14 protein-coding genes and 3 pseudogenes are annotated in these 20,391 nt (G+C 49.8%); 6 read left to right on the forward strand and 11 right to left on the reverse strand.

What is annotated here, in order from left to right; genetic code table 11:
- Positions 1 to 138: 138 nt before the first annotated feature.
- Positions 139 to 1,947, reverse strand: coding sequence for a Na/Pi cotransporter family protein (locus tag CIK04_RS14485; protein ID WP_097352479.1), 1,809 nt, complete (start codon positions 1,945 to 1,947; stop codon positions 139 to 141).
- Between the two features lie 189 nt (positions 1,948 to 2,136).
- Here CIK04_RS14485 and CIK04_RS14490 point away from each other — a divergent pair, with 189 nt between their 5' ends.
- A complete protein-coding gene (locus tag CIK04_RS14490; RefSeq protein WP_097352480.1) occupies positions 2,137 to 4,884 on the forward strand; it encodes a pitrilysin family protein in 2,748 nt (915 codons plus the stop codon).
- Between the two features lie 110 nt (positions 4,885 to 4,994).
- On the opposite strand, the gene CIK04_RS14495 is transcribed toward CIK04_RS14490, so the two are convergent.
- Complete coding sequence (locus CIK04_RS14495; RefSeq protein WP_026050592.1) at positions 4,995 to 5,480, reverse strand: VOC family protein; 486 nt, start codon at positions 5,478 to 5,480, stop codon at positions 4,995 to 4,997.
- 188 nt (positions 5,481 to 5,668) lie between these two features.
- On the opposite strand from CIK04_RS14495, the gene CIK04_RS14500 reads away from it, so the two are divergent.
- Positions 5,669 to 6,547: a LysR family transcriptional regulator gene (locus tag CIK04_RS14500; protein WP_017421756.1), complete on the forward strand. Its 879-nt coding sequence runs from the start codon at positions 5,669 to 5,671 to the stop codon at positions 6,545 to 6,547.
- A 77-nt stretch (positions 6,548 to 6,624) separates the two neighbouring features.
- Positions 6,625 to 7,431: an ABC transporter substrate-binding protein gene (locus tag CIK04_RS14505; RefSeq protein ID WP_097352481.1), complete on the forward strand. Its 807-nt coding sequence runs from the start codon at positions 6,625 to 6,627 to the stop codon at positions 7,429 to 7,431.
- Positions 7,432 to 7,542: 111 nt separating this feature from the next.
- Here CIK04_RS14505 and CIK04_RS14510 read toward each other — a convergent pair whose 3' ends face one another.
- The 9 genes and pseudogenes from CIK04_RS14510 to CIK04_RS14545 all read right to left on the reverse strand — a co-directional run bounded on the left by CIK04_RS14510 (position 7,543) and on the right by CIK04_RS14545 (position 15,636).
- Positions 7,543 to 8,961, reverse strand: coding sequence for an ATP-binding protein (locus CIK04_RS14510; protein WP_176463343.1), 1,419 nt, complete (start codon positions 8,959 to 8,961; stop codon positions 7,543 to 7,545).
- A complete protein-coding gene (locus CIK04_RS14515) occupies positions 8,951 to 9,607 on the reverse strand; it encodes a response regulator (protein WP_053543286.1) in 657 nt (218 codons plus the stop codon). Before CIK04_RS14515 ends, CIK04_RS14510 begins: the two co-directional genes overlap by 11 nt.
- 3 nt (positions 9,608 to 9,610) lie before the next feature.
- Positions 9,611 to 10,198 carry a tetratricopeptide repeat protein gene (locus CIK04_RS14520; protein ID WP_086017731.1) on the reverse strand — a complete coding sequence of 196 codons (588 nt, stop codon included), beginning with the start codon at positions 10,196 to 10,198 and terminating at the stop codon, positions 9,611 to 9,613.
- A gap of 55 nt (positions 10,199 to 10,253) precedes the next feature.
- Positions 10,254 to 11,060: an SDR family oxidoreductase gene (locus CIK04_RS14525; protein WP_039561177.1), complete on the reverse strand. Its 807-nt coding sequence runs from the start codon at positions 11,058 to 11,060 to the stop codon at positions 10,254 to 10,256.
- A 9-nt stretch (positions 11,061 to 11,069) separates the two neighbouring features.
- Positions 11,070 to 11,753: a TenA family transcriptional regulator gene (locus CIK04_RS33365; RefSeq protein WP_232708646.1), complete on the reverse strand. Its 684-nt coding sequence runs from the start codon at positions 11,751 to 11,753 to the stop codon at positions 11,070 to 11,072.
- Between the two features lie 513 nt (positions 11,754 to 12,266).
- Positions 12,267 to 13,256: pseudogene (locus CIK04_RS33370) on the reverse strand (AMP-binding protein); the annotation flags it as partial.
- 9 nt (positions 13,257 to 13,265) lie between these two features.
- The gene (locus tag CIK04_RS14535; RefSeq protein WP_097352484.1) at positions 13,266 to 13,925 is read right to left on the reverse strand and encodes a thermostable hemolysin; all 660 of its coding nucleotides are present in this window, start codon (positions 13,923 to 13,925) and stop codon (positions 13,266 to 13,268) included.
- A gap of 143 nt (positions 13,926 to 14,068) precedes the next feature.
- Complete coding sequence (locus CIK04_RS14540) at positions 14,069 to 15,160, reverse strand: GGDEF domain-containing protein (protein ID WP_097352485.1); 1,092 nt, start codon at positions 15,158 to 15,160, stop codon at positions 14,069 to 14,071.
- 14 nt (positions 15,161 to 15,174) lie between these two features.
- Positions 15,175 to 15,636: a molybdopterin-dependent oxidoreductase gene (locus CIK04_RS14545; protein WP_017421760.1), complete on the reverse strand. Its 462-nt coding sequence runs from the start codon at positions 15,634 to 15,636 to the stop codon at positions 15,175 to 15,177.
- A 529-nt stretch (positions 15,637 to 16,165) separates the two neighbouring features.
- Between CIK04_RS14545 and CIK04_RS14550 the strand changes: the two are divergent.
- The 3 genes and pseudogenes from CIK04_RS14550 to CIK04_RS14560 all read left to right on the forward strand — a co-directional run.
- A pseudogene (locus CIK04_RS14550) lies at positions 16,166 to 16,933 on the forward strand (carbohydrate porin); the annotation flags it as partial.
- Positions 16,934 to 16,962: 29 nt separating this feature from the next.
- A pseudogene (locus tag CIK04_RS14555) lies at positions 16,963 to 18,729 on the forward strand (glycoside hydrolase family 3 N-terminal domain-containing protein); the annotation flags it as partial.
- A gap of 170 nt (positions 18,730 to 18,899) precedes the next feature.
- Positions 18,900 to 20,240 carry an MATE family efflux transporter gene (locus tag CIK04_RS14560; protein WP_017421781.1) on the forward strand — a complete coding sequence of 447 codons (1,341 nt, stop codon included), beginning with the start codon at positions 18,900 to 18,902 and terminating at the stop codon, positions 20,238 to 20,240.
- Positions 20,241 to 20,391: the final 151 nt, after the last annotated feature.

Genomic DNA, 20,391 nt, shown 5'->3' on the forward strand with positions numbered 1-20,391 from the left:
ACTCCTAGACTGCTGACGTGCTTTAACACTAACGTTGCATTACCAATATGCACTCTTGTGCTTAAAGTTTAGTCGAGTTTCGTGGAGCCGTTGTCCTTCCGGCCAAATTCCCTTTGGAGCAAACACAAAACTGTGAGGCTAACCTTGCGTCGGGGTTGAAATATCACGCTGACGCAATTGCAGCTTAGAAATGCGCTTAGTAAGGGTATAAATGCGTTTGAGTGTTTCCACCCATTCCATTTCATAACGGAAAATCCGCAGGCGGTTGGGCTGTTCTTCCGATAAACGTTGCGCTTGGTGCGCCAACACCGCATCAATCAGCGAGTTCAGCTCGCGTTTGGCATTCAAGACTAGCTGAGCGGTGGCGGGGTCATCGCGGCGAATCGCATTGACGCAATCGAGCAAGGTTCGGTTCACTTTGTCTTGCACCGTATCCAAGGTGGTGCGCATTTGTGGGCTGACCACAATATCGTCGTTGAGCGCCTTGTAAGCCAAAGGGAGTAAGGAGTTCACCACCAAATCAGCGATGCTTTCCAATTGATCGGTGATGCTGATCAGTTTGATTTGTCGCGCGCTTTGCGCATCGGAGAGCGGCTCGCGGCGCAAGCGACCCAAATAAGACAGAATGGTGCTGTGCAGTTGATCAACTTCTTCTTCAATCAATTCGATCTGGTTAAGGCTTTCACGAACTAAGCTTGTTTCGTTGGCATCTTTACATTCTGGCGCGAGAGGGGGCAGCATGTTGAGCATATTACACACCCTTCTGCCAACTCGGCCGAGCTCGAGTTGCGCTTGATCTAACGCGATATCGGGCGTTGGCAAAAAGGCATCGTTGATGTACTTGGTTTGAATGGAGGCTTCGCTTTTTTCTGTTGACGTATGGGGCAAGAGTTTTCGAACCAGCCATACAAACACGCTGGCAAACGGAAGCATGATCAAGGTGTTTAACACATTAAACAGAGTGTTGGCATTGGCGATCTGGCGAGGTAACTCGGCGGCCATTCGCTCAGCACCCACGAGCTCAGGATGCAGGGGTGAGATAAACATCGCAAGTTCACTTAATATCCCGATGAGTGGCAGCCAAATAACCACACCCATGACATTAAAAATAATGTGGATGGTCGCCGCTTGTACCGCTTCTCTTGGTTTTCCAATCGAAGCCAACACGGCAGTGACGCAAGTACCGATATTGGCCCCCATTGCCAGTGCAATCCCAGTATCGAGTGGAATAAAACCTTGGCCAGCAAGCACAATCACAATCCCTGTGGTGGCAGATGAGGATTGGACCAAAGCCGTAAAGGCAGCGGCAATAAGGATTGCCAGCAACAAGTTATCCATGTGCGCCATCAAATCAATAAAGGGTTGATAGCTTCGCAGCGGCGCCATCGCTTCGCTCATCAAGTTCATCCCAAGAAAGATCAAACCGAGGCCAAACAACATGTTGCCGTAGTGTTGGGTGGTTTCCTTTTTCGAAGTGAAAAACATCATAAAACCAATTGCGACCATCACTAACGCCGCCTTAGTGACTTTGAAGGCAATGATTTGCGCGGTGACCGTGGCGCCGATGTTGGCCCCCATGATGACCCCAACCGCTTGCGGTAGCGACATTAATCCGGCAGAAATAAAACCGACCAGCAGCACCGTAGTCACCGACGAGGATTGAATGATCGCCGTAATGCCCGTGCCCGTCAGTACCCCTGCAACGCGGTTGGTGGTCAGTTTAGCCAGCCACTGTTTCATCTTATTGCCTGCGGCACGTTTGAGCGCATCCGACATTTTTTCCATGCCGTAGAGGAAAATCGCCAGCCCGCCTAAAAGTCCGACCGTCATGGGCAGATAGTCGATTTCTTGCGCGCCAGTGTCGGCCAAAATAGGGAAGGATGGGAATAAAGCCAGCACAAACAGTGCTGAGCGCAGAAACGCAAAAAAACGGCTCAAAATCATCATAGCGACCACTCTAATTATTTTAATTATCACTAATAAGAATAGACAGATTTTACGCGCTATGAGGAAAAGTCTCTGACACGAATTTTGCGATTGATGTCCTGAAAAAACGCCATCGTAACTCTATAAAATAGGTTGAATAGGACGATGGCGATATATTCTCTAAGAGAATTATTACTAGGGACGAGATTTATGCGAAATATGTTGTTCTTCCCAGCATTACTACTGTCAGGTTGTGCTTTAACCCCCAACTCCACGCCATTGCAACAAGACGCCAACTGGAGCGTTGGTCAGTTGCCCAATGGCATGAAATACCACATTTACCCGACGGATGATCAGGAAATCTCGCTGCGTTTTACGGTCAACATTGGGTCATTCCAAGAGAACGAGCAGCAAAAAGGGTATGCCCATTTTGTGGAGCATATGGCGTTCAATGGTAGCCAACACTTTTCGGGTAACGAGGTGATCAAACTGTTCGCTCAAGCGGGTGGCAGTTTTGGCGCTGACATCAATGCGTTTACCGCGTATCAGCAAACCACCTACAAACTTGAGCTTAATGACGCGGCTCATTTGCAAGACGCTCTCACTTGGATGCGCGATGTCAGTGACGGCATCGAGTTTGCACCACAAGAGGTGGAGAAAGAGAAAGGCGTGATTTTAGGCGAGTGGCGACGCTCACGACCTGAAGATACATCCTTTTCGTTTAATGCTTACTACGCTTCCATTGATGGCACTGTTTATGAGAAGCATGATCCGATTGGCGATCAAGAATCCATTGAAAATGCCACGGCAGAATCCTTGAAGTCCTTCTACCAAACTTGGTATCAACCGCAATACTCTGAGTTGATCATCACCGGTAATGTTCGCGTTGAAGAGATCGCCACCATCATTGATGAAAAGTTTGCCAGTTGGCAGGCAACGGCCAACAACACCGTTGAGAAACGCCGTGACATTCCAGTAAAAACAGAGCCGAGAGTGCTGTTTAGCAGCGTGATGGAATCGCCAAGTGTCCATTTTGCTATCGACCGCGGGTTTGTTGGCATGCGTACACAAGCGCAACAACAACAGATGTGGCATGACGATGTCAGTGCTAAGTTGATTCAACAGCGTCTCTATTCGGTGCTCAATGATGCTGCGGAGCCGTTTCAGTACGCCTACGCCAATGCGTTTGCCAACAACTACAGCCGCCTGATCGCAGGTGGGGTGTCGTTTTCGCCGGGCCAACGACACGACATGCACCGTTTGTTTGTTGAGACATTGGCGTCGCTGCGCGACTATGGTGTTAGCCAACAAGAGCTCGACAGCGTGATGTCTGGTTATCGTAGCGAGTTGACGAATTTGGAAAGCGATTGGCAGCAACGTAAGCCCTTTCATTTCGCTGATAGCCGGATGATCGATTTGGACCAAAACAACGTCACTCAATCGAAGCAAGATTATCAAGCCAATCTTACCCAATTTATTGCGCTGAATTCCCTTGAAACGGCCAACAATCAGTTGCAAGGCGTACTTGATCAACCCGTGCCATTCATAATGGGACTCGGGCCTGGTGATCGCATGGCAACGTGGGCAACCACACCAATGAAAATCGCCGAAGCGTATCAACGCCCTGGAGTGAAGCCATTAACCCTTGCAGCGAAAGATGAAGGTTTTCTTCAGCCGCAGCAGGCTGGGCAAATTGTCGATGTTCAAGACCATGAAGGTGGTTTCAAAGTCTATTCGCTTTCCAATGGTGTCGAAGTCTGGTTCCAGCAAGACAGCAAAGCGGGTGATCGCGCTTACATCAACTTTGCCAGCCTCGGTGGCAAAGCTGCGATTGATCCGAGTTTGTATCCCGCCTATGAATTAGCAACCCATACCGCCGTTCGCAGCGGCTTGGGGGATTTTTCCGGCACGGAACTGGACAGCTACTTGCGCAAAAATGATTTGATGCTCAATCCTATTTTGGGCACCACCTATCATGGAGTGGAAATGATAGGTGCCAAAGAAAAATTGGCCATCACCTTGAATGCGCTCTACAACCTTGCTACAGAAATCAATATCGATCCTCGCCAACTTCAGGCCGTGAAGAAAGAGTTTGAGCAAAACCGTTCAGCTTATTTGAAATCCGGTGTTGGTCAGTTGGTCTTGAAGGGCAATCAGTCTTCTTATCCAGATCATACTCGACATCGCCTCGTGACGGCGGATGAAGTGAGCCCCGTGACCGTGGAGCAAATCGACGCGATTCATCAGACGCTGTTTGGTCAAAATCGTGGTTTCAAAATGGTGCTGATTGCCGATCTTACGCCAGAGCAAGTGGCGCCATTGCTGAGACAATATGTGGCGTCTATCGAGATGCAACCCGCGCCAGCGTTGGATTATGCCGTTGTGTATAAAGACAACTTACCGGCTTACAGCGTGGTGAAAGAGGGCAGTGAGAAGTCAACCTTGCATTTAGTACGCGTGTTGAATCCTCACGTTGCAGCAAAAGTGGGCAAAGATATGTTTATCGAAGACATGCTGCAAAGAATCAGTTTGGCGCGAGTGCTCACGCAACTGCGTGAAGAAGCGAGTTTGGATTACAGCCCAGCGGTGTATCCGATGATGCAAGACCAAGAAACGGTGTCAGATTGGTTCTTTGAGTTGCAGATAGCGCCCAAAGACGCTAAGTTGATGGACCAGCAAATCGAACAAGTGATTGCTGAGTTGGCGAAAAATATCACGCAAGAGGAAGTGGACACCGCGGCAAAACAGCTCAGTGTTGACTTAAGATCACTGGACAGCGATCCACGCTTTCGTAACGGATTCTATACCCGTTATTTGATTAACCACTACGGGATTGATGCCCTGCTGAACTATGAGCAAACCGCACAAAGCATCACGCTGGAAGAGGTTCAACAAAGAGCGAAGAATACTTTTGGCGAAGGTACGAAACGAATGACGTTGTTGTTGGAGCCTAAATAGGACGGACAAAAACGGCAGCACCGAGTGATAGCCCTGCCATGTGCTTGAAATAAAAATGGATTAGCTTTTCGGCTAATCCATTTTTTACGCTAACCCATTTTTATACCTGATTACTCGTAATCTGAGGCGTAGGTTTCTTCGTAGGTGTGCGAGTAAAGCTCAAACAAGTTACCAAATGGGTCTTCTAGGTAGACCATCTTCGCAGGCTTGCTGTCGTCTTCTGGGTGGTAACGCATGATGTCCATACGCACTTTGCCGCCAAACTCTTCTGTGCGTTTAATGACGCCTTCAAAATCGTCGGTTTGTAGACAGAAGTGGAAGATACCAAGGCGAGAGAAGTCCACAACGTGACGCTCTTGGCGCTCTTTCATTTCAAACAGTTCAACGCCAATGCCGTCGGTAGTGACGAGGTGGGCGATGTTAAAGCCCTTAAAGCCTTCGCCAAATACTGCAATACACATTCTACCGATGGCGCTTTCACGTTCTTCCACCACTTTGGTGTTGTTCATGACGATTTTTAGGCCAAGTGCATGGGTGTAAAATTCTACCGCTTTGTCCATGTCGCCGACCATGATGCCTACGTGATTCATTTTCATCGTTCTTCTCCAAGCTCTTGTTGGTTCTTTTCGTTGATTAGATTCGATTAGTTAATCCGTTGTGATTGGCTAATCTGTTTCGATGGAGAGAGTATAGGGAGTTAGAATTATTACTTGAAATTATCATAATTTATTATTTTAATAATTTTTTGTTTTTATTATTGAGCAGCAATGTAGGTGGGCAAGCGATGTTAAATCCAGTTTGGTTGACGACCTTTAAAACCTTGATTGAGGTTGGCCACTTTACCAAAACCGCTGAAAAGCTTTTTATGACTCAGCCGGGCGTCAGCCAACACATTCGCAAGTTAGAAGAGAGCTGTGGCGCTGCGCTCATTGAGCGTGATAAGAAGAGTTTTGAAATCACCGAAGCGGGGCTACGCGTCTATCAATACGCAAAGCAGTTAGAAAGTGAGCAAGCAGAACTGCTGCAAAGTTTGCAGTTTGACAACCCACATGCGGGTGTCTTCCGGGTGGCGTGTTCTGGGGCGCTGGGGTTAAAACTTTATCCGCAATTGCTCGATTTACAATGTAAATACCCAGAACTGATTCCGCAGTTGGAAGTGGCGCCTAATCATAAAATCATCCAAGAAGTGCTCAATGGCGATGTCGATTTAGGCATTGTTACTCACCTTCCTCAACCTGCCTTGTTTGAGGTTGAAAAAATGGGCACCGATGAACTGTGTCTGTTTTATCCAGCTCAATATCAAGGGAAAACATTGGACGACATAATCGCGTTAGGGCTCATTGAACACCCGGATGCCCACCATTATTTAGAGCTTTATTTGACTTTGTGTGGTGAAACGGATCAAAGCCAAATGGACACGCGACACATTCCAGCAAGGGGCTATGTGAATCAACTTAGCCAAATTTTATTGCCCGTCGCTCAAGGTCTTGGCTTCACGGTATTGCCTCACTCGGCAATGAGCCAATTTTCATTGACTGAGCATTTGGCCATCTACCCAAGCGCTCAGCGAGTGGAGGAATCTCTTTACTTAATCAGCAAAAAAGCGCGCACTCTGCCAGCACGCTTTGAGGTGATTGCCCATGCGATGAGACAGGCACTATAGAAGAGCAAAGAACGTTAATCTCTGCGAGATGGTCTATGGTTATTCTGATGGAGTCATAAACTGCCAGAGGAAAGATCATGCGCTTTGGATTGTTGCTGCTTTTATGTGGATTTATCTATCCCAGCTTGGCCACGACAGAGATCATCATGGGCTACCGCACGACGGAAAAAATGCCCTACATTCATGCGGAACCCAGTGATGATGGTTTCTACTTCGAGCTGTATGATGAGGCCGCCAAGCGGATTGGTGCAAAGCTCAAAGTGGTGCGCTTGCCCAAGCTGAGAGTATTGTTGGCGTTAGAAGCGGGTGAGATCGATTTCTACCCCGGTTTCGCTTTTGATTTGGAGCGCGCGAAATACGCTTATTGGGTACCCAATGGCACTTATCAACGTGACGTGGCGGTCACGCTCAAGGGACGGCCACTCATGACGCAGGCAACCAGCCTTGACGGGGTTATGCAACTGGTGGCGCTGGGAAATCCTGATTACCTTGTGGGGCGCGATACCTCGAAAATGAATCAGTTTACGGTTTCTGAACTAGACGTAGGACGAGCCATGACCTTTTTACGTCGTGGACGAGCGGACTTCTATGTCTATGAGGAAGACACTTTACGTTACTACCTCAAAACGGAGGGCCTAAACGATATGATGATTCACCCTCAGTTTGTTGATCGCAGCTCACCTTCTTGGGCGGGATTTAGTCGCAATTCTGCTTTGTTTCAAGGCCAAGAGAATCCGGCCTATGACCCCAACTTACCTTTAGCTTGGAACAACATGCCGATGGAGTTAGTGCCCGGTTCGGTGATTGATGAGTTCCGGCAAGCTCTTCATCAAATGGAAATGGAAGGCTGGACCCAAGCCTTGTATCGTAAGTATTTTGAGTGATTGCGATAGCCTAATTGCAACCAGAAAAATTAGAGAAAAGGCGCGAACTGCGCCTTTTTGTCGTGATATGTTGCCTCTTATGCCCGTTGGCTCTGTTTGCACTGTTGGCACTTACGGGTGAGTTCGCCAAAAGCGCACACGAAAGACATTGCGATGCTCGCTGCGAGGGAGCAATTCGAGTGTGGCGTTATGTAATTTGGCAATGTCTTGGCAAATTGCCATGCCCAAACCCGCACCATCGCCTTTTTCACTGTTGGCGCGAAAGAAGGGTTCGAATAACTTGCCGCGGCTGGCTTCGTCAATTGCACTGCCATTATCGGCCACCAACACGTCCACATATTGATGGGTTTCCACTACGCTGATGTCAATTTCGCTTTGTGCGCCCGAGTAGCGAATTGCGTTATCCAGTAGGTTGCGAAACAGCGCTTCGAGCAGAGTTTTGTCACCTTGCAACAACACTTCTTCGCTCTGCAAACTGAGCTCTTGTTGCTGCTTTAAGGCCAACAACGCCATGTCCGCCATCACACTTTGCAGCAGCTTATCGAGTTCGATGCTGTCGCACGCCAGATCACTCGCGTTATCTACCTTGGCCAAGGTCAATAACTGGTGAATCAAACGGTCGGTACGGTCGATGCCTTTGAGGATGTTATTGAGGTCGTGAGAAAGTTGCTGCGGGCTCTCGCTGGCGAGAGCATTCTCTGCATTCAGGCGCAAAATAGTGAGAGGGGTTTTCAGCTCGTGAGCCGCGGTGCGCGTAAAGCGTTTTTCTCGTTGCCACGCTTGTTCCAACTCGTTTAACAACTGATTGAGAGTATCAACCAGTGGGTCAAGTTCTAGGGTAGGGTGATCTACGTTGATTCGGTCGAGTTTGCTGACACTGCGATGGCTGATCGCCGTTCTCAGCTCTTCAATAGGGTGAAAATGTTTATCGATTAACCAAAGTAGCAAAACCAACAAAGCGGGCAGCAAAATGAGTTGTGGCAGAGCGGTCGAAAGGGCAATTTCACTGATGATTTCATTGCGAATGCGATGATTTTCTGCCACCACAATCCACTCAGAATGGCCGGAATCGGGAGGGGAAGAAAGCTGAAAAATACGCCAACGTTCGCCATTCATCTGAGTATCACGAAAGCCGTTTTTTTGCTTCTCTGAGCCTAGCGCCGCCAACGATGAATCGGAGCTCCAAATCAGATCGCCATGACGGAAAAACTGCAACACCAGATTTTGCTCGTAAGGATGGCCAAATGCGGTGCCTTCGTCATCATCTTCTCGAGCGAGGCGGCGTAAGTTGGTGCGCCACTGCTCAAACTGTTGTTGGTGCTGCTGCAGGCTGTCTTTCTCGGGTGCGATGGACCATGCCATCAACATCAGTTTTGCTGTTTGACCCAAGCGTGCATCGTACACTTCTCCCACTTCATGCTGCGCAGAGCTGTAGCTGAAATACATGGTCATGATCAGCAAGAAGCAGGAAAGCAAACTCACAGAGAGCGTTAAGCGTCGCTTGATGGAGAAGGGTTGGCTACTTTTCAATGATGTACCCCACGCCACGAATGTTTTTTATCGGCACGTTGGGTGCCTTTTTGCGCAAGTTGTGAATGTGTACTTCAATGGCGTTGTCGCTGGCACTGTCATCCCAACCGTGTAGAGACTGCTGTAACTGATCTTTACTCATCACTCGTCCGGCATTGGTCATTAACGCCGCAAGGATTTTGAACTCGTTGCGCGTCAGTTTTAAAACGGCCTCTTGATAACGAATGGACTGATCGGAAAGGGAAAGGCTCAGTTCGCCCACGTCAATCACTTCCGTAGCGCTGCCAGATTGACGACGAATCACCACTCGCAAACGGGCCAACAACTCTTCGAGCGCAAAAGGTTTGCCCAGATAATCGTCCGCGCCGCGGTCTAAGCCTTGAACGCGATCTTTGATGTCGTCTCTGGCGGTCAAAATCACCACTGGCAAGTTGAAGCCAGCGCTGCGAATGTTGCGCAGCACGTCTAAGCCATCGATATCCGGTAAGGTTAAATCGAGGATCACCGCCGTGAAATCTTCGGTTTTCAGTGCGCTGGTGACGCCCGAGCCTTTTTCTAACCAATCGACCGTATAGCCATGGCGACTTAGCGAAGTCACCATGGATTGGCCAAGCAGTGTGTCGTCTTCAATCAGTAGTAATCGCATGATTTATTTCAGTTTCTCCAATGCGGCATCAATTTCAAGTTGTCTGCCTTTATCAGCCAAGAGTCGATTGAGTCGTGGCTCGGCTTGTTTGGCGCGGGTCAAATAGACTTTGGCCTCTGTGCGTCTGCCATCCTCTGCGAGAAAGTCTCCATAAAAATAGTTGGGATCAATGCCTTTTGGGTTGATCTCTAACGCTTTTTTCAACATTTCTTCCGCTTTTTCGTCGTCGCCAAAGCCCAGTGGCCAGCCAGGGACTTTGTAGTAGAGCGAGCCCAAACTGGTGTAGGCCGAGCCATCGAGTGTATTTGGGGCGGTGGCAATCACTTTTTCAAGCAGCGCTTTGGCTTCTTTGGCTAAGGATAATGCACCTAACCCACCTTCTGCGCCGGCAAGAGAGGCCTTATTGATGGCTAACCAAACGGTGAGTTCGGGGTTGTCAGGCATCTGCTGCAACATGGCGGTATTATGCATGATCAAGTTTTCTAAACACTTGATTTTTTGATCCTCATCTTCAACCTGATATTGGCATACCGCCCATTTGCTTTGCACATCCTGCAATGGGGTGACAGCAAAGCTGCTGGCGGAAAGCATGCTGAGCGCTAAGATGCTCGAGGTCGTTAAAATACGTTTCATAGCGAACTCCTTTTCAGTGACTGGTTCGGTTGATGAACTGTTCAATGGTGTGTTGCTGTTTGCGAATGGCGTTGGCTACAGCGCTGGGCAGCAGTTGATTGAGCCGGGCAAAGAGCTTTTCTGGCCAGCCAATCCACTTGGCCGCGATCTCTTTTTCCAGCATGAGGACGATGTGGTCAGCGACCACTTGTGGGTCGTCACTACGATTACCCAACTGTTGGTTCATCTGCACCACGGCCTCGGAGTTGAGTGATGTTGAAGTGGCTCTAGGGGCAAGATAGAGCACGCGGATTTCCTCTGCCGTCAGCTCTCGATCAAGCGCTTCGCTAAAGCGATGCAACCCCGCTTTGGCCGCGCAGTAGCTGCTGTAACCAGGGTAGCCAATAGAGCCAAACGTCGAGCCAATATTGAGGATAATGCCAGGGCGGCTCAGCCAAGAGAGCGCCGCTTGGCTGAGCAACATTGGCGTCAGCAAGTTGAGTTTGAGCTCTTGTTCAAGCTCGTGGGCGCTTCGCTGACTCAAGGGGGCAAACGCGTTGCAGCCTGCGTTGTTGATCAACACATTGATGCGCTGATGATTCTCATAGTGTTGCTGCGCAAAGCGATTCACGGCTGCGATGCCCTCTTCACTCGCCAGATCGGCCAACAAAATGTGGTGGCGTTCTGCACCGGAGAGCTGATTTTTTAAGGCGCGCAGTTTTTGCTCATTGCGTCCTTGCAAAATTACGTTTGCACCGAGCCTTGCGAGGGTTTTTGCCGTTGCTTGGCCAATGCCGCCAGTGGCGCCAGTGAGCAATATGTTTGCCTGAGAAAGTTGCATAGTGCCTCCTTAAGCCGCTTGTTGCTGTGTATGCTCGCCTAACGAACGCAGCATTTCACCGTAGAGTGAAAAGACCATATTGGCGGAGTCGATGATCACTTGTTGGTCGTTTGGATCGGTAATTTGATTCATTAAGCGTTCAAAAAACTGCAAGTGGCTCTGGTCGAGCACGCTGTGCGAGGTGAGGTAACTCATCGCTTCGTTAGGCAGTTGCAAAGTGCGTTGAATTTGCTGAGCCATTTGACCGCCAATGCCGACACTGGTGCCTTCCAATACCCACACCATGCCAAACAGGGCGAGCGGATTGTGGCGATCGATGTGGTGATAGAGATAAGCCACCATCAACTCAATGGCGCGTCCCGCTTTGCCTTCGCCAAGATTGTTTTTCACTGCAATGGCATCACCACCACAGGCGCGAATGTCGTTTAAGATCCACTCTTGGTGCCCTTTTTCTTCGTCGATGTACTCTGCCAACGCTTCTCGTACCCACTCGTATTGGCCGGATAAGCGCCCCCCACATGCCATGAGAAGTGGCACCGTGTGTTTAACGTGGTGATAAGCTTGGGTGAGAAACGCAACATAGAGGGATTTGGAAATCGCGCCACTCATCACTTGGCCGATCACCGGTGCTTGTAACATCTCTTGCTGTGCAGTGAGTGTGTGTTGTTTGAGTTGGTCGAAGAATGTGTGCATGGGCACCTCCGTGGGCAAAGTTGTCGGCTGTTTGGTGAGTTCGGTGATCTGAACCGGATGTTGTAAAAAATGGGTTGGCTGCTGCGCAAGCAGAAAAGCGGCATCGCGCTCCACGTTTTGTCGTTGCAGCTTGCCATTGGCCGTAAACCAGTTACTGATCGTGGTGAGTTGTTCAACCTCAATCAAATAATGGATACGTGCGTAGTCTGGTAACGATGCGTTTAAGCTGATGAGCTGCTGCGCAAGCTGCGAACTCGGTTGGGCGATGGCGCAAAGCGCCTGTTGGCCATCCCCTGTGACAATAAAAGGCTGTCCGGGCAAGAAAATTTGCGCTTGAGATTCAAGCCACTCAGGGCAAACATTGCGTCCGTAAGCGGTGATGATGAGGTTTTTTTTGCGGCCAGAAAGGTGGACAAAGCCGTCTTCATCGATGCTGGCGAGATCCCCAGTGGCTAACCACTCTTGCTCAAAAGGCTGTTGCAAATAGCCTAACGCGCTGTTGCCTTTGACCAGCAATTCACCATCGTCAGAAATACGAACTTGGCAATGGGGCAGCGGCTGTCCACAGCTGCCCACTTGATGATTCTGGGGCAAATTCAAGCAAACCACCGAGCCACATTCCGATAAACCATAGCCTTCAAAGGCAGGAATGCCGAGGCTATGAGCTTGATGAATCAGCCCCGCGGCGACTTTTGCGCCGCCTACCGCGACAAAGTGCAGTGAATGGGCAAGTTCTGGCTTGGCGTGAACCACGCCAATCAATGCCATCAACAAGGCGGGGGTAAGCACCAGTGTGGCTGGGTGATAGTGCGCCAGAGCCTTGGCAAAGAGAGCAGGGTCAAATTGGCTTGAGCCTAATAACCCCACTTTGTGGCCTGGCAGAATGATGGACGGCAGGCCAAGCAATAAAGGCACGTAAATTCCGGTGATGTTCTCTAGCAAGGTGGACAGTGGCAGCAGCACCAGATGCGCCCCTTGAGTTAAAGCGAGCCCGTTGGCTAATGCTTGGCTGACATTGGCCAAATGTTCGTGGCTTAAACAGACCCCTTTTGGGGTCCCTGTCGAACCAGAAGTAAAGGTAATTTTCCCCGTATTAGGCAGATACCCCACTTCTCCGTCACAAGGGCGATGATAAAGCGCCAGCCCAGCCATTTCACCGAGTTGAGCATCAGATTGCCAATCACCCAATAAATAGGTGATCCCTGCCGCTTCTAAACTGTGTGCCACTTGCAGCGGTGAAAAGAACATCGGGATTGGCACGATCACCACGTTGGCCATCATCGCAGCGAGATCGACAATCAGCCAGTTGAGACTGTTTTCTGCTCGAAGCGCCAATGCCGAAATATTGCGCTCTTGCAGTTGCTGTGCCGTTTGGCGGACCGCCTGCAGCAATTGCAGATAGGTGTAGCTCTGCTCGCGACCTTCGTCATTGAGGCCAAAGAAAGCCACTTGCTCTGGGCGCTGCTCAGCATACTGCTGCAAGGTTTGAATGATTAGGTTCATGCTTTCCTCCTAGGCGTGGCGTTGTGAGCGTTGAAAGAGGGCATGCAAGCGGTCCAACCCTTTTCTCAGGTTTCCGGCCAGAATGCGTGGTTGGTGGTCGTAATAGCTGCCCCAACTCTGTGCATTGGCGAGGCAGTTTGGGTCAGCACGGGCGATCTCTTGTGGCTCTAAGCCCATGCGAGTCATCAACGCATGCAGTGGGTCGGTGGCAGTAAAAATGCACCATTCGAAACCCATGGAAACCAACATCTCGGCCATCAAATAAAAATGAGTGGGTGAAGTGCCTTTGGTGAACGAGGCCAAATGGCCAAATTCAATTAAGTTGGAACGTTGGATGTCTGAGGAAAAGCGTTGAGACAGAACCTGTTCGGCGGGCTGAACTAAGTACTGCTCAAGAAATAGGGGCTCGTCTGCCGCTATACGAAATCCACACAGAGAAAGCAGATGGCCTTGATGCGCCAACACCAAGTAAGCGGGCATGAACTGGTGCAAATGGGCGGAAAAGGCCAGCTCATAACGCTGTTTGACATACTCAACCGCTGCCTCCCACATGGGATGATGTGGATAGACAATCTCTAAGCTCACTTGTTGTAACTGAGTCGTATCCAGTTTTGCGCCAGCAGACTGCAGTGATGGCTGTGCGGTCGAGAGTGATGGATTCCGTTTCATGATGCGCCCCTTAACTCGTTGGTTACTGACAAGGTAAGAGGCGAAACTTAAGAAACCCTTAAGAGCGCGATATTTCTTTACGAAGGCATTTTATTAGGAAAGGGGTGGAAGCATCGGGTGACCTGGATGCTGCCAAATAAGCGCTAGCGAGAAAACTTCATGCGGTACATGCGTTTGTCGGCAAGATTGATAAGCGCATCCACGTTTTCTGAATCATCTGGAAAACAGGCTCGACCTAAACTGGTGGAAAGCTTAGCTGGGCCTTGTTCGAGGGCAATCGGTGGCACAAACAGCTGATGAATCGCCTGATTGAGCACCTGATGTTCGTCATTGGTGACATGTTTGCACAGCACGGCAAATTCATCGCCTCCCATGCGGCACACTCGCACTGAGGCGTTTTCCAGTTTTTTTAATCGCAGCGCCACTTCTTGCAATGCGGCATCGCCCGCTTGATGGCCAAGATTGTCATTGATGGCTTTGAAGCCATTGAGATCCAATAGGTAGATCGAAAAATGCTCTTTGTCCTGGATGTACTTATCCATGTGCAAAAACATACCGATACGGTTTGGCAATTGAGTCAGCGGATCGGTTAACGACATCTTTTTGTGAAAACGGGCTTCTTTGTAGAAGAAATAAGCCATGAAGCCAGCACACAAGACAAAAATGCCTAACAGCACAAACTGAGCTTGGAAGAGCAGGTGTGCGCGCATCTGCTGTTCTTTATACAAAGGGCTGGCGACGCGGAAATTGCGCGTCACATAGTCGATCATGGACAGATAAAGGCGGCTGGTTTCGCGGTAAAACAGTTTAGCGGCGTTGTCATCACCGTTTAGTGCGAGTTGCAGCGGCTGCTCTAGCGTTTGGAATTGGTAAAACAGATCGACGAAAAAGCTTTTTACTTCGTTTCGCGAGAGAAAGGTGTCGCTTTCTCGACTGTTGATCAACAAATCAAAACGGCTCCAAGTGAGCTCATATTTCAGTTCGACTCGCTTGAGGTCGTAGCTGCTGTCTTCGGCGCGACTCGATTCACTCACCAATTCAGAGAGCTCTTTCGAGAGATTGAAAAGAAACCAAGTGGCTTGATTTTGTGAGTCTGAGTAAGAGCGTGCCAAGGTTCTCGTTTCCTGCAGTAGGGCAAGATTGGCGATCAACAAGCAGACGGTCACTGCCAGCAAAGTCAGTTTTGCTGAAGTTGAAAAGGGCCCTTTATAAAGATTTAAGTTTGTTTTTTGCATTATTCGTTTTCACATCACTTCGCGATATGTATTTGTTTTAACTGCCAAACCATCTGGGAATGGTAGCGTTCGATATTCAGTTCTTTTGGAAACGAAGATTGCGGGTAGATGAGCCAGAAAGGACCTTTATCTCTCACTCGCATGGGTTTGCCGTCTTGCCAATAAGCAACGATGGGCTGATATTTTTCGATATCAGAGAGATCGATGTCGGCGGCGTAGTCGTTTAAGGCGCGCAGAGTGACGCGATTAGGAATAAAGCCATACTGTTGCGCTAAAAGGGTGCTGAGCTTGACTCCGGTAAAGGTGGCTGGCGCGCTAAGCCAAGGAAGCATAGTGGTGTATTGCGTGGCTTCCATTTGCTCTAAATCCTGAACGGTTAACACAACCGCTGGGGCATGGGGGATATCCATCTGCAAATTATAGCTGTACACCTGAGGTGCAATGAGTAAGCCCCAAACAAGAGCAAGATACTTCATTTCCTGTGACCCGATTGTTATTGATTATGCAGTCATTATAGCCTCGGTATGCTGTTTTTATAATCTCATGCTGGTGGTTATTTGTTCTCTTAGCGGCTCAAATGTCATGTAATTCTAATGTAATTATTCCTAATAATAAGACGAAAATCAGTCTGTAAGTTTATGATATTGAGTGTATTTATGAATTCTGAATGAAACGATAATGTTGAGCTCGATATGCGATAACCACGCAATCATGAAAACTTTCACCGTCATGAATATTTCACGTAGCATGAGCTTTTCAAACAACAAACAGTGACTCGAAATCGTGATGACATTGGCTAATCGCCATGAAATGAAACCGATTTCAAATGTCCTCTTTGGCTTGCATGTTTCTCTATCTTTCTGATCTCAAAACACAATCTGTTTTCACGCTTGCCTAGCCCAGTTTCATGGCGCTTCGAGTCAGAACAGCCTGTGAAGCGGGGCGACATTTTCAAGCCTTTCATTCCCTACTATGGCAACCAATAACCATAAACAGGGAACACTCATGAAAACCTTACGACTTTTACCTCTTGCTCTTGCGGTGGCCTCTTCGCTTGCTTCTGTCTCTGCCTTTGCAACCTCGGAATCTGATCTTGATGCGTTGGAAAAACGCATTCAGGAGCTCGAAGCCAAACTGGAAACCGCTTACGTCTACGATCAACAACCTGCGGTGCTCACACCAGACACCGAAGTGCCACTGGGCATTGTGTTTTCCGGCTATGCACGTTACGGCGCGCACTATGCAGCGGGGGATAATCGCTACGTGCAAGTGGGCAGCAGTGGCGCAGCGGTGGGCCGTCTCGGCAACGAAGCAAACGGCGGCGAGTTTCAACTTGCGAAAGCCTTTAAGACCGACGGCGGAGCGATTTGGGACATCGTCTTCATGATGGATCAATGGGGGATTGATCAATGGAGTTCACCGGGTGGTTTGAATTTGAAAAAAGCCTACGCGGGGGCCACCAATCTGTTTGAAAGCCAGCCTGAACTTTATGTGTGGGCGGGGCGTGATTTCCATCAACGTCCACAACAAGGGTTAAATGACTACTTTTGGATGAGCCACGATGGCCAAGGCGGCGGCTTCAAAAACCTTAACTTGGGCGGCGCTAAGTTTGATTTTGGCTTTGTCGGCCAAGTGGATAACGGGGATGGTGGCGCGCTGGGCAATGACACCGGTATCTATGCCTTAACCTCTCGATTGCACGCGATGGATTTGGGTGCGGCGACGCTCGATCTCTATGCCAACTATGGTTTTGCCTCTGATGAAGCGGATGCGGCAAAACAAGGGGAAACCGCTTGGCAAGTGGTTTTGATAAAAGCGGTGAAATTGCACCGAATGGCCGTGAAAGAGTGCAAATTACCGTGCCGTTGTGGGCTTTGGCTTCCTATGACGACAGCGGCGTGACAGGGCACAAAAACAGTTATGTGTTGGAAGCGGGTGAATACCGTTTCTACCTTGGGGGGAGCGTACGCCAAGCGGAGCTGCTTGATGCCGTGTGGCAACTCGACCAACTGCGGGTGCTAGAAACCCTTGCAGAAGCCTGTGCCCCAACGCGTGAGTTTGAACGCCTAGTGCCCGCCGAGCGCCAAGCCAATGGCGTCTATCAAACTGGCTATCAGCCTGTGCCATTGCGTACGGTGGATTTGGCGCAGCGAATTGAAGCCAACTTGCCGCCAACCTATGCTTTTACGGGTGATCAAGGGATTAAGTTGGCCGATGTTGCCCAAGGCCAAGCCGATTTAGAAGCCTTCATTGCCCAACTGACGCCAGCGCAATTGGCGACTCTAGTCCGTGGAGAAGGCATGTGCAGCCCGAAAGTGACACCGGGTACGGCGGCGGCGTTTGGCGGGGTGTGTGATTCGCTGTTTGAGCTGGGCATTCCGGTGGCCGCGGCGGCCGATGGTCCGTCTGGGATTCGTATGGACAGTGGCCATCAAGCGACGCAAGTGCCGATTGGAACGCTGCTTGCCTGCACGTGGAACTCGGCGCTCAATCAGCAGTTGTATTATCTGGTTGGCCAAGAATTACAAGCGTACCAAATCGATACGTTACTTGGCCCCGGCATCAATATTCATCGCCACCCACTCAATGGCCGTAATTTCGAATATTTCTCCGAAGACCCGTTATTAACGGGTTGGATTGCGGCGGCGCAAACCACAGGTTTAAAACAAGCGGGCGTTTCTGGCACCATCAAACACTTTGCGGCCAACGATCAAGAAACCGCACGCGTGGATGTGGACAGCGTGATGTCGCAGCGCGCGCTGCGTGAAATCCACATCAAGCCGTTTGAAATGGCGGTGAAGTATGGTCAGGCGTCCACCATCATGACTTCCTACAATCCGGTCAACGGCCATTGGGCGGCGTCCAATTATGATCTCAACACCACCATTTTGCGTGGTGAATGGGGCTACACTGGCATTGTGATGACCGACTGGTGGGCAAAAATGAATCACCCCGTTGACGGGGGCGAAGAGAGTAAGCGCTTCACTGGCTACATGCTACGAGCGCAAAATGATCTCTACATGGTGGTGGAAAACGACGCTGCCGAGCGCAACCCGATGGGCGACGACACATTGCAGGCGTTAGCGCAAGGTGAGTTGACGTTAGGCGAGTTGCAACGCAGCGCGATGAACATCTGCCGCTTTATTTTGCAAGCGCCTGTGATGCAAAGACCGCTGCAGGCGTATCAAGCGGTGAAACCTTTTGCGCCACTTTCGGCACAGGCGCGTCACGCCGTGCCTGAATCGGCCCCCGTCTGTTTTGCGGATCAAACCATCGAACTCAACAGCCAAAGCGCCAGCCAGTGTTTGTTGCAGGTAGAACACAGCGGCACCTACCTTTGTTTTGCTCAGATGGCCTACGATCGAGAAGCGTTGGCGCAATCGTCTTGCAGTTTGAGTATCAATGGTGAGTTTGCTATGTCACTGCCGACCAATGGTACCAACGGGCAGAGTGTCAAAGTGGAAGGTCGAGCGATCTCTCTGTCATCGGGTGTGTACTGGCTAGAGAGCCAATTTGTGAAAAAAGGCGCAGTGTTGCAAACCTTACGCTTTGAGCGACAAGAGGAATAAGTGCCGCCAGTTTGCGCCACATTTAGCCATGAATTTTGTGTGTCTTTTTGCGCAGTTCCTATACAATAAGACGCACATTTTTATTGTTCATTCAGACTGCTCTGCAACCCTTTTGTGGAGCAGTTTTTCGTTTTTCCGACGATCGATTTTTCATATTTAAGGTCAACAAAATGGCTAAAACCCAAAATATCAACCAGCGCATGTCTATCGTGACGCTCGCGTGGCCGATATTAGTGGAGATTTTGCTACGGACAGCGCTCGGCACCAGTGATGTATTCATGCTCTCTGGTTATTCAGACAAAGCGGTTTCCGCGGTGGGCGTGATCACCCAACTGACATTCTTCCTCATCATTGTCTCTACCTTTGTCAGCAGCGGCACTGGGATTCTCATTGCCCAATACAACGGTGCAGGCCGCGATCAAGATGCCACCCACGTTGGGGTGGCAAGTATTGCGCTCTCCAGCGTGATTGGGGTGATCCTCAGCGTGTTGGCGGTGCTCGGTGCAACGCATTTGTTGCCCTATTACGGTTTGGAAGCGCAGGTGGAACAATACGCGCAAGAGTATCTGCTCATCAGCGGTGCGATGACTTTTAACGTCACCATTGGCATCGTGTTTACCACCATTTTGCGCAGCCACGGTTATTCGCGCTCGCCCATGACGGTTAACCTCATCAGCGGCGTGCTCAACATCATCGGTAACTACATTGCACTCTATCAGCCGTTTGGTTTGCCCGTGTATGGCGTGCAAGGCGTGGCGATTGCAACGGTGGCCAGCCAAGTGATCGGCACGACGATTTTGGGCGTGCTACTGTGGCGCAGCTCAATTGATTTGCCGATGCGTTCTCTCGCACAAGTGCCCAGCGCGGTCTATAAGAAAATCCTCAAAATCGGCGGTATGAACGCAGGGGAAGTGCTTTCGTACAACATGGCGCAAATCACCATCGTCTATTTTGTGGTGCAGATGGGCACTTCATCTCTTGCCGCGTTTACCTACGCGCAGAACATCGCACGTTTCTCTTTTGCGTTTGCCTTAGCCATTGGCCAAGCAACGCAAATTCAAACTGGTTACTACATTGGTAAAGGGTGGATAGAGAACATCACCAAACGGGTGCAAATCTACTTCTTGGTTGGCTTTGCTTCTTCGGTCACGGTGGCGAGCACCATCTACTTTATGCGTGATGCGATCTTAACTCTGTTTACTCAGCAGCCGGAGATCCTCATGTTAGCCGGCTCCTTAGTTATGGGCTCCATTGTGTTGGAAGCGGGGCGTGTGTTTAACCTGATTTTCATCTCGGCGCTCAAAGGGGCGGGGGACATCAAATTCCCAGTGCAAATGGGCATTTTGAGCATGTGGGGCTTGGGCGTGGTGTTTTCGTATCTGCTCGGTATTCACTGGGGTTACGGCGTATTTGGCGCATGGATGGCGATTGCCCTCGACGAGTGGTTCCGCGGTCTCATCATGGCAAGGCGTTGGCGCTCGCAAGTTTGGACACGTTATAAACTCAGCTAACGCATAAGATAGAGTCGCAAGAGTTTAATGGATGCGAGGTTTGTGAAAAACCCATGCAGTCAGATGCGATGACAGCATGGGTTGGCATTGATGTCGATTGAACTTTGCTTTGCGTTGTCGAATTTTTCCTACTGTTCTAGGATGTTGGGCT

This window comes from Vibrio sp. 03_296 (assembly GCF_002265885.1).

Coding starts and splice junctions, on each gene's coding strand:
- CIK04_RS14485 (WP_097352479.1), bottom strand. CDS start 1,947: ATGATGATTTTGAGCCGTTTTTTTGCGTTTCTGCGCTCAGCACTGTTT.
- CIK04_RS14490 (WP_097352480.1), top strand. CDS start 2,137: ATGCGAAATATGTTGTTCTTCCCAGCATTACTACTGTCAGGTTGTGCT.
- CIK04_RS14495 (WP_026050592.1), bottom strand. CDS start 5,480: ATGAAAATGAATCACGTAGGCATCATGGTCGGCGACATGGACAAAGCG.
- CIK04_RS14500 (WP_017421756.1), top strand. CDS start 5,669: ATGTTAAATCCAGTTTGGTTGACGACCTTTAAAACCTTGATTGAGGTT.
- CIK04_RS14505 (WP_097352481.1), top strand. CDS start 6,625: ATGCGCTTTGGATTGTTGCTGCTTTTATGTGGATTTATCTATCCCAGC.
- CIK04_RS14515 (WP_053543286.1), bottom strand. CDS start 9,607: ATGCGATTACTACTGATTGAAGACGACACACTGCTTGGCCAATCCATG.
- CIK04_RS14520 (WP_086017731.1), bottom strand. CDS start 10,198: ATGCTTTCCGCCAGCAGCTTTGCTGTCACCCCATTGCAGGATGTGCAA.
- CIK04_RS14525 (WP_039561177.1), bottom strand. CDS start 11,060: ATGCAACTTTCTCAGGCAAACATATTGCTCACTGGCGCCACTGGCGGC.
- CIK04_RS33365 (WP_232708646.1), bottom strand. CDS start 11,753: ATGCACACATTCTTCGACCAACTCAAACAACACACACTCACTGCACAG.
- CIK04_RS14535 (WP_097352484.1), bottom strand. CDS start 13,925: ATGAAACGGAATCCATCACTCTCGACCGCACAGCCATCACTGCAGTCT.
- CIK04_RS14540 (WP_097352485.1), bottom strand. CDS start 15,160: ATGCAAAAAACAAACTTAAATCTTTATAAAGGGCCCTTTTCAACTTCA.
- CIK04_RS14545 (WP_017421760.1), bottom strand. CDS start 15,636: ATGAAGTATCTTGCTCTTGTTTGGGGCTTACTCATTGCACCTCAGGTG.
- CIK04_RS14560 (WP_017421781.1), top strand. CDS start 18,900: ATGGCTAAAACCCAAAATATCAACCAGCGCATGTCTATCGTGACGCTC.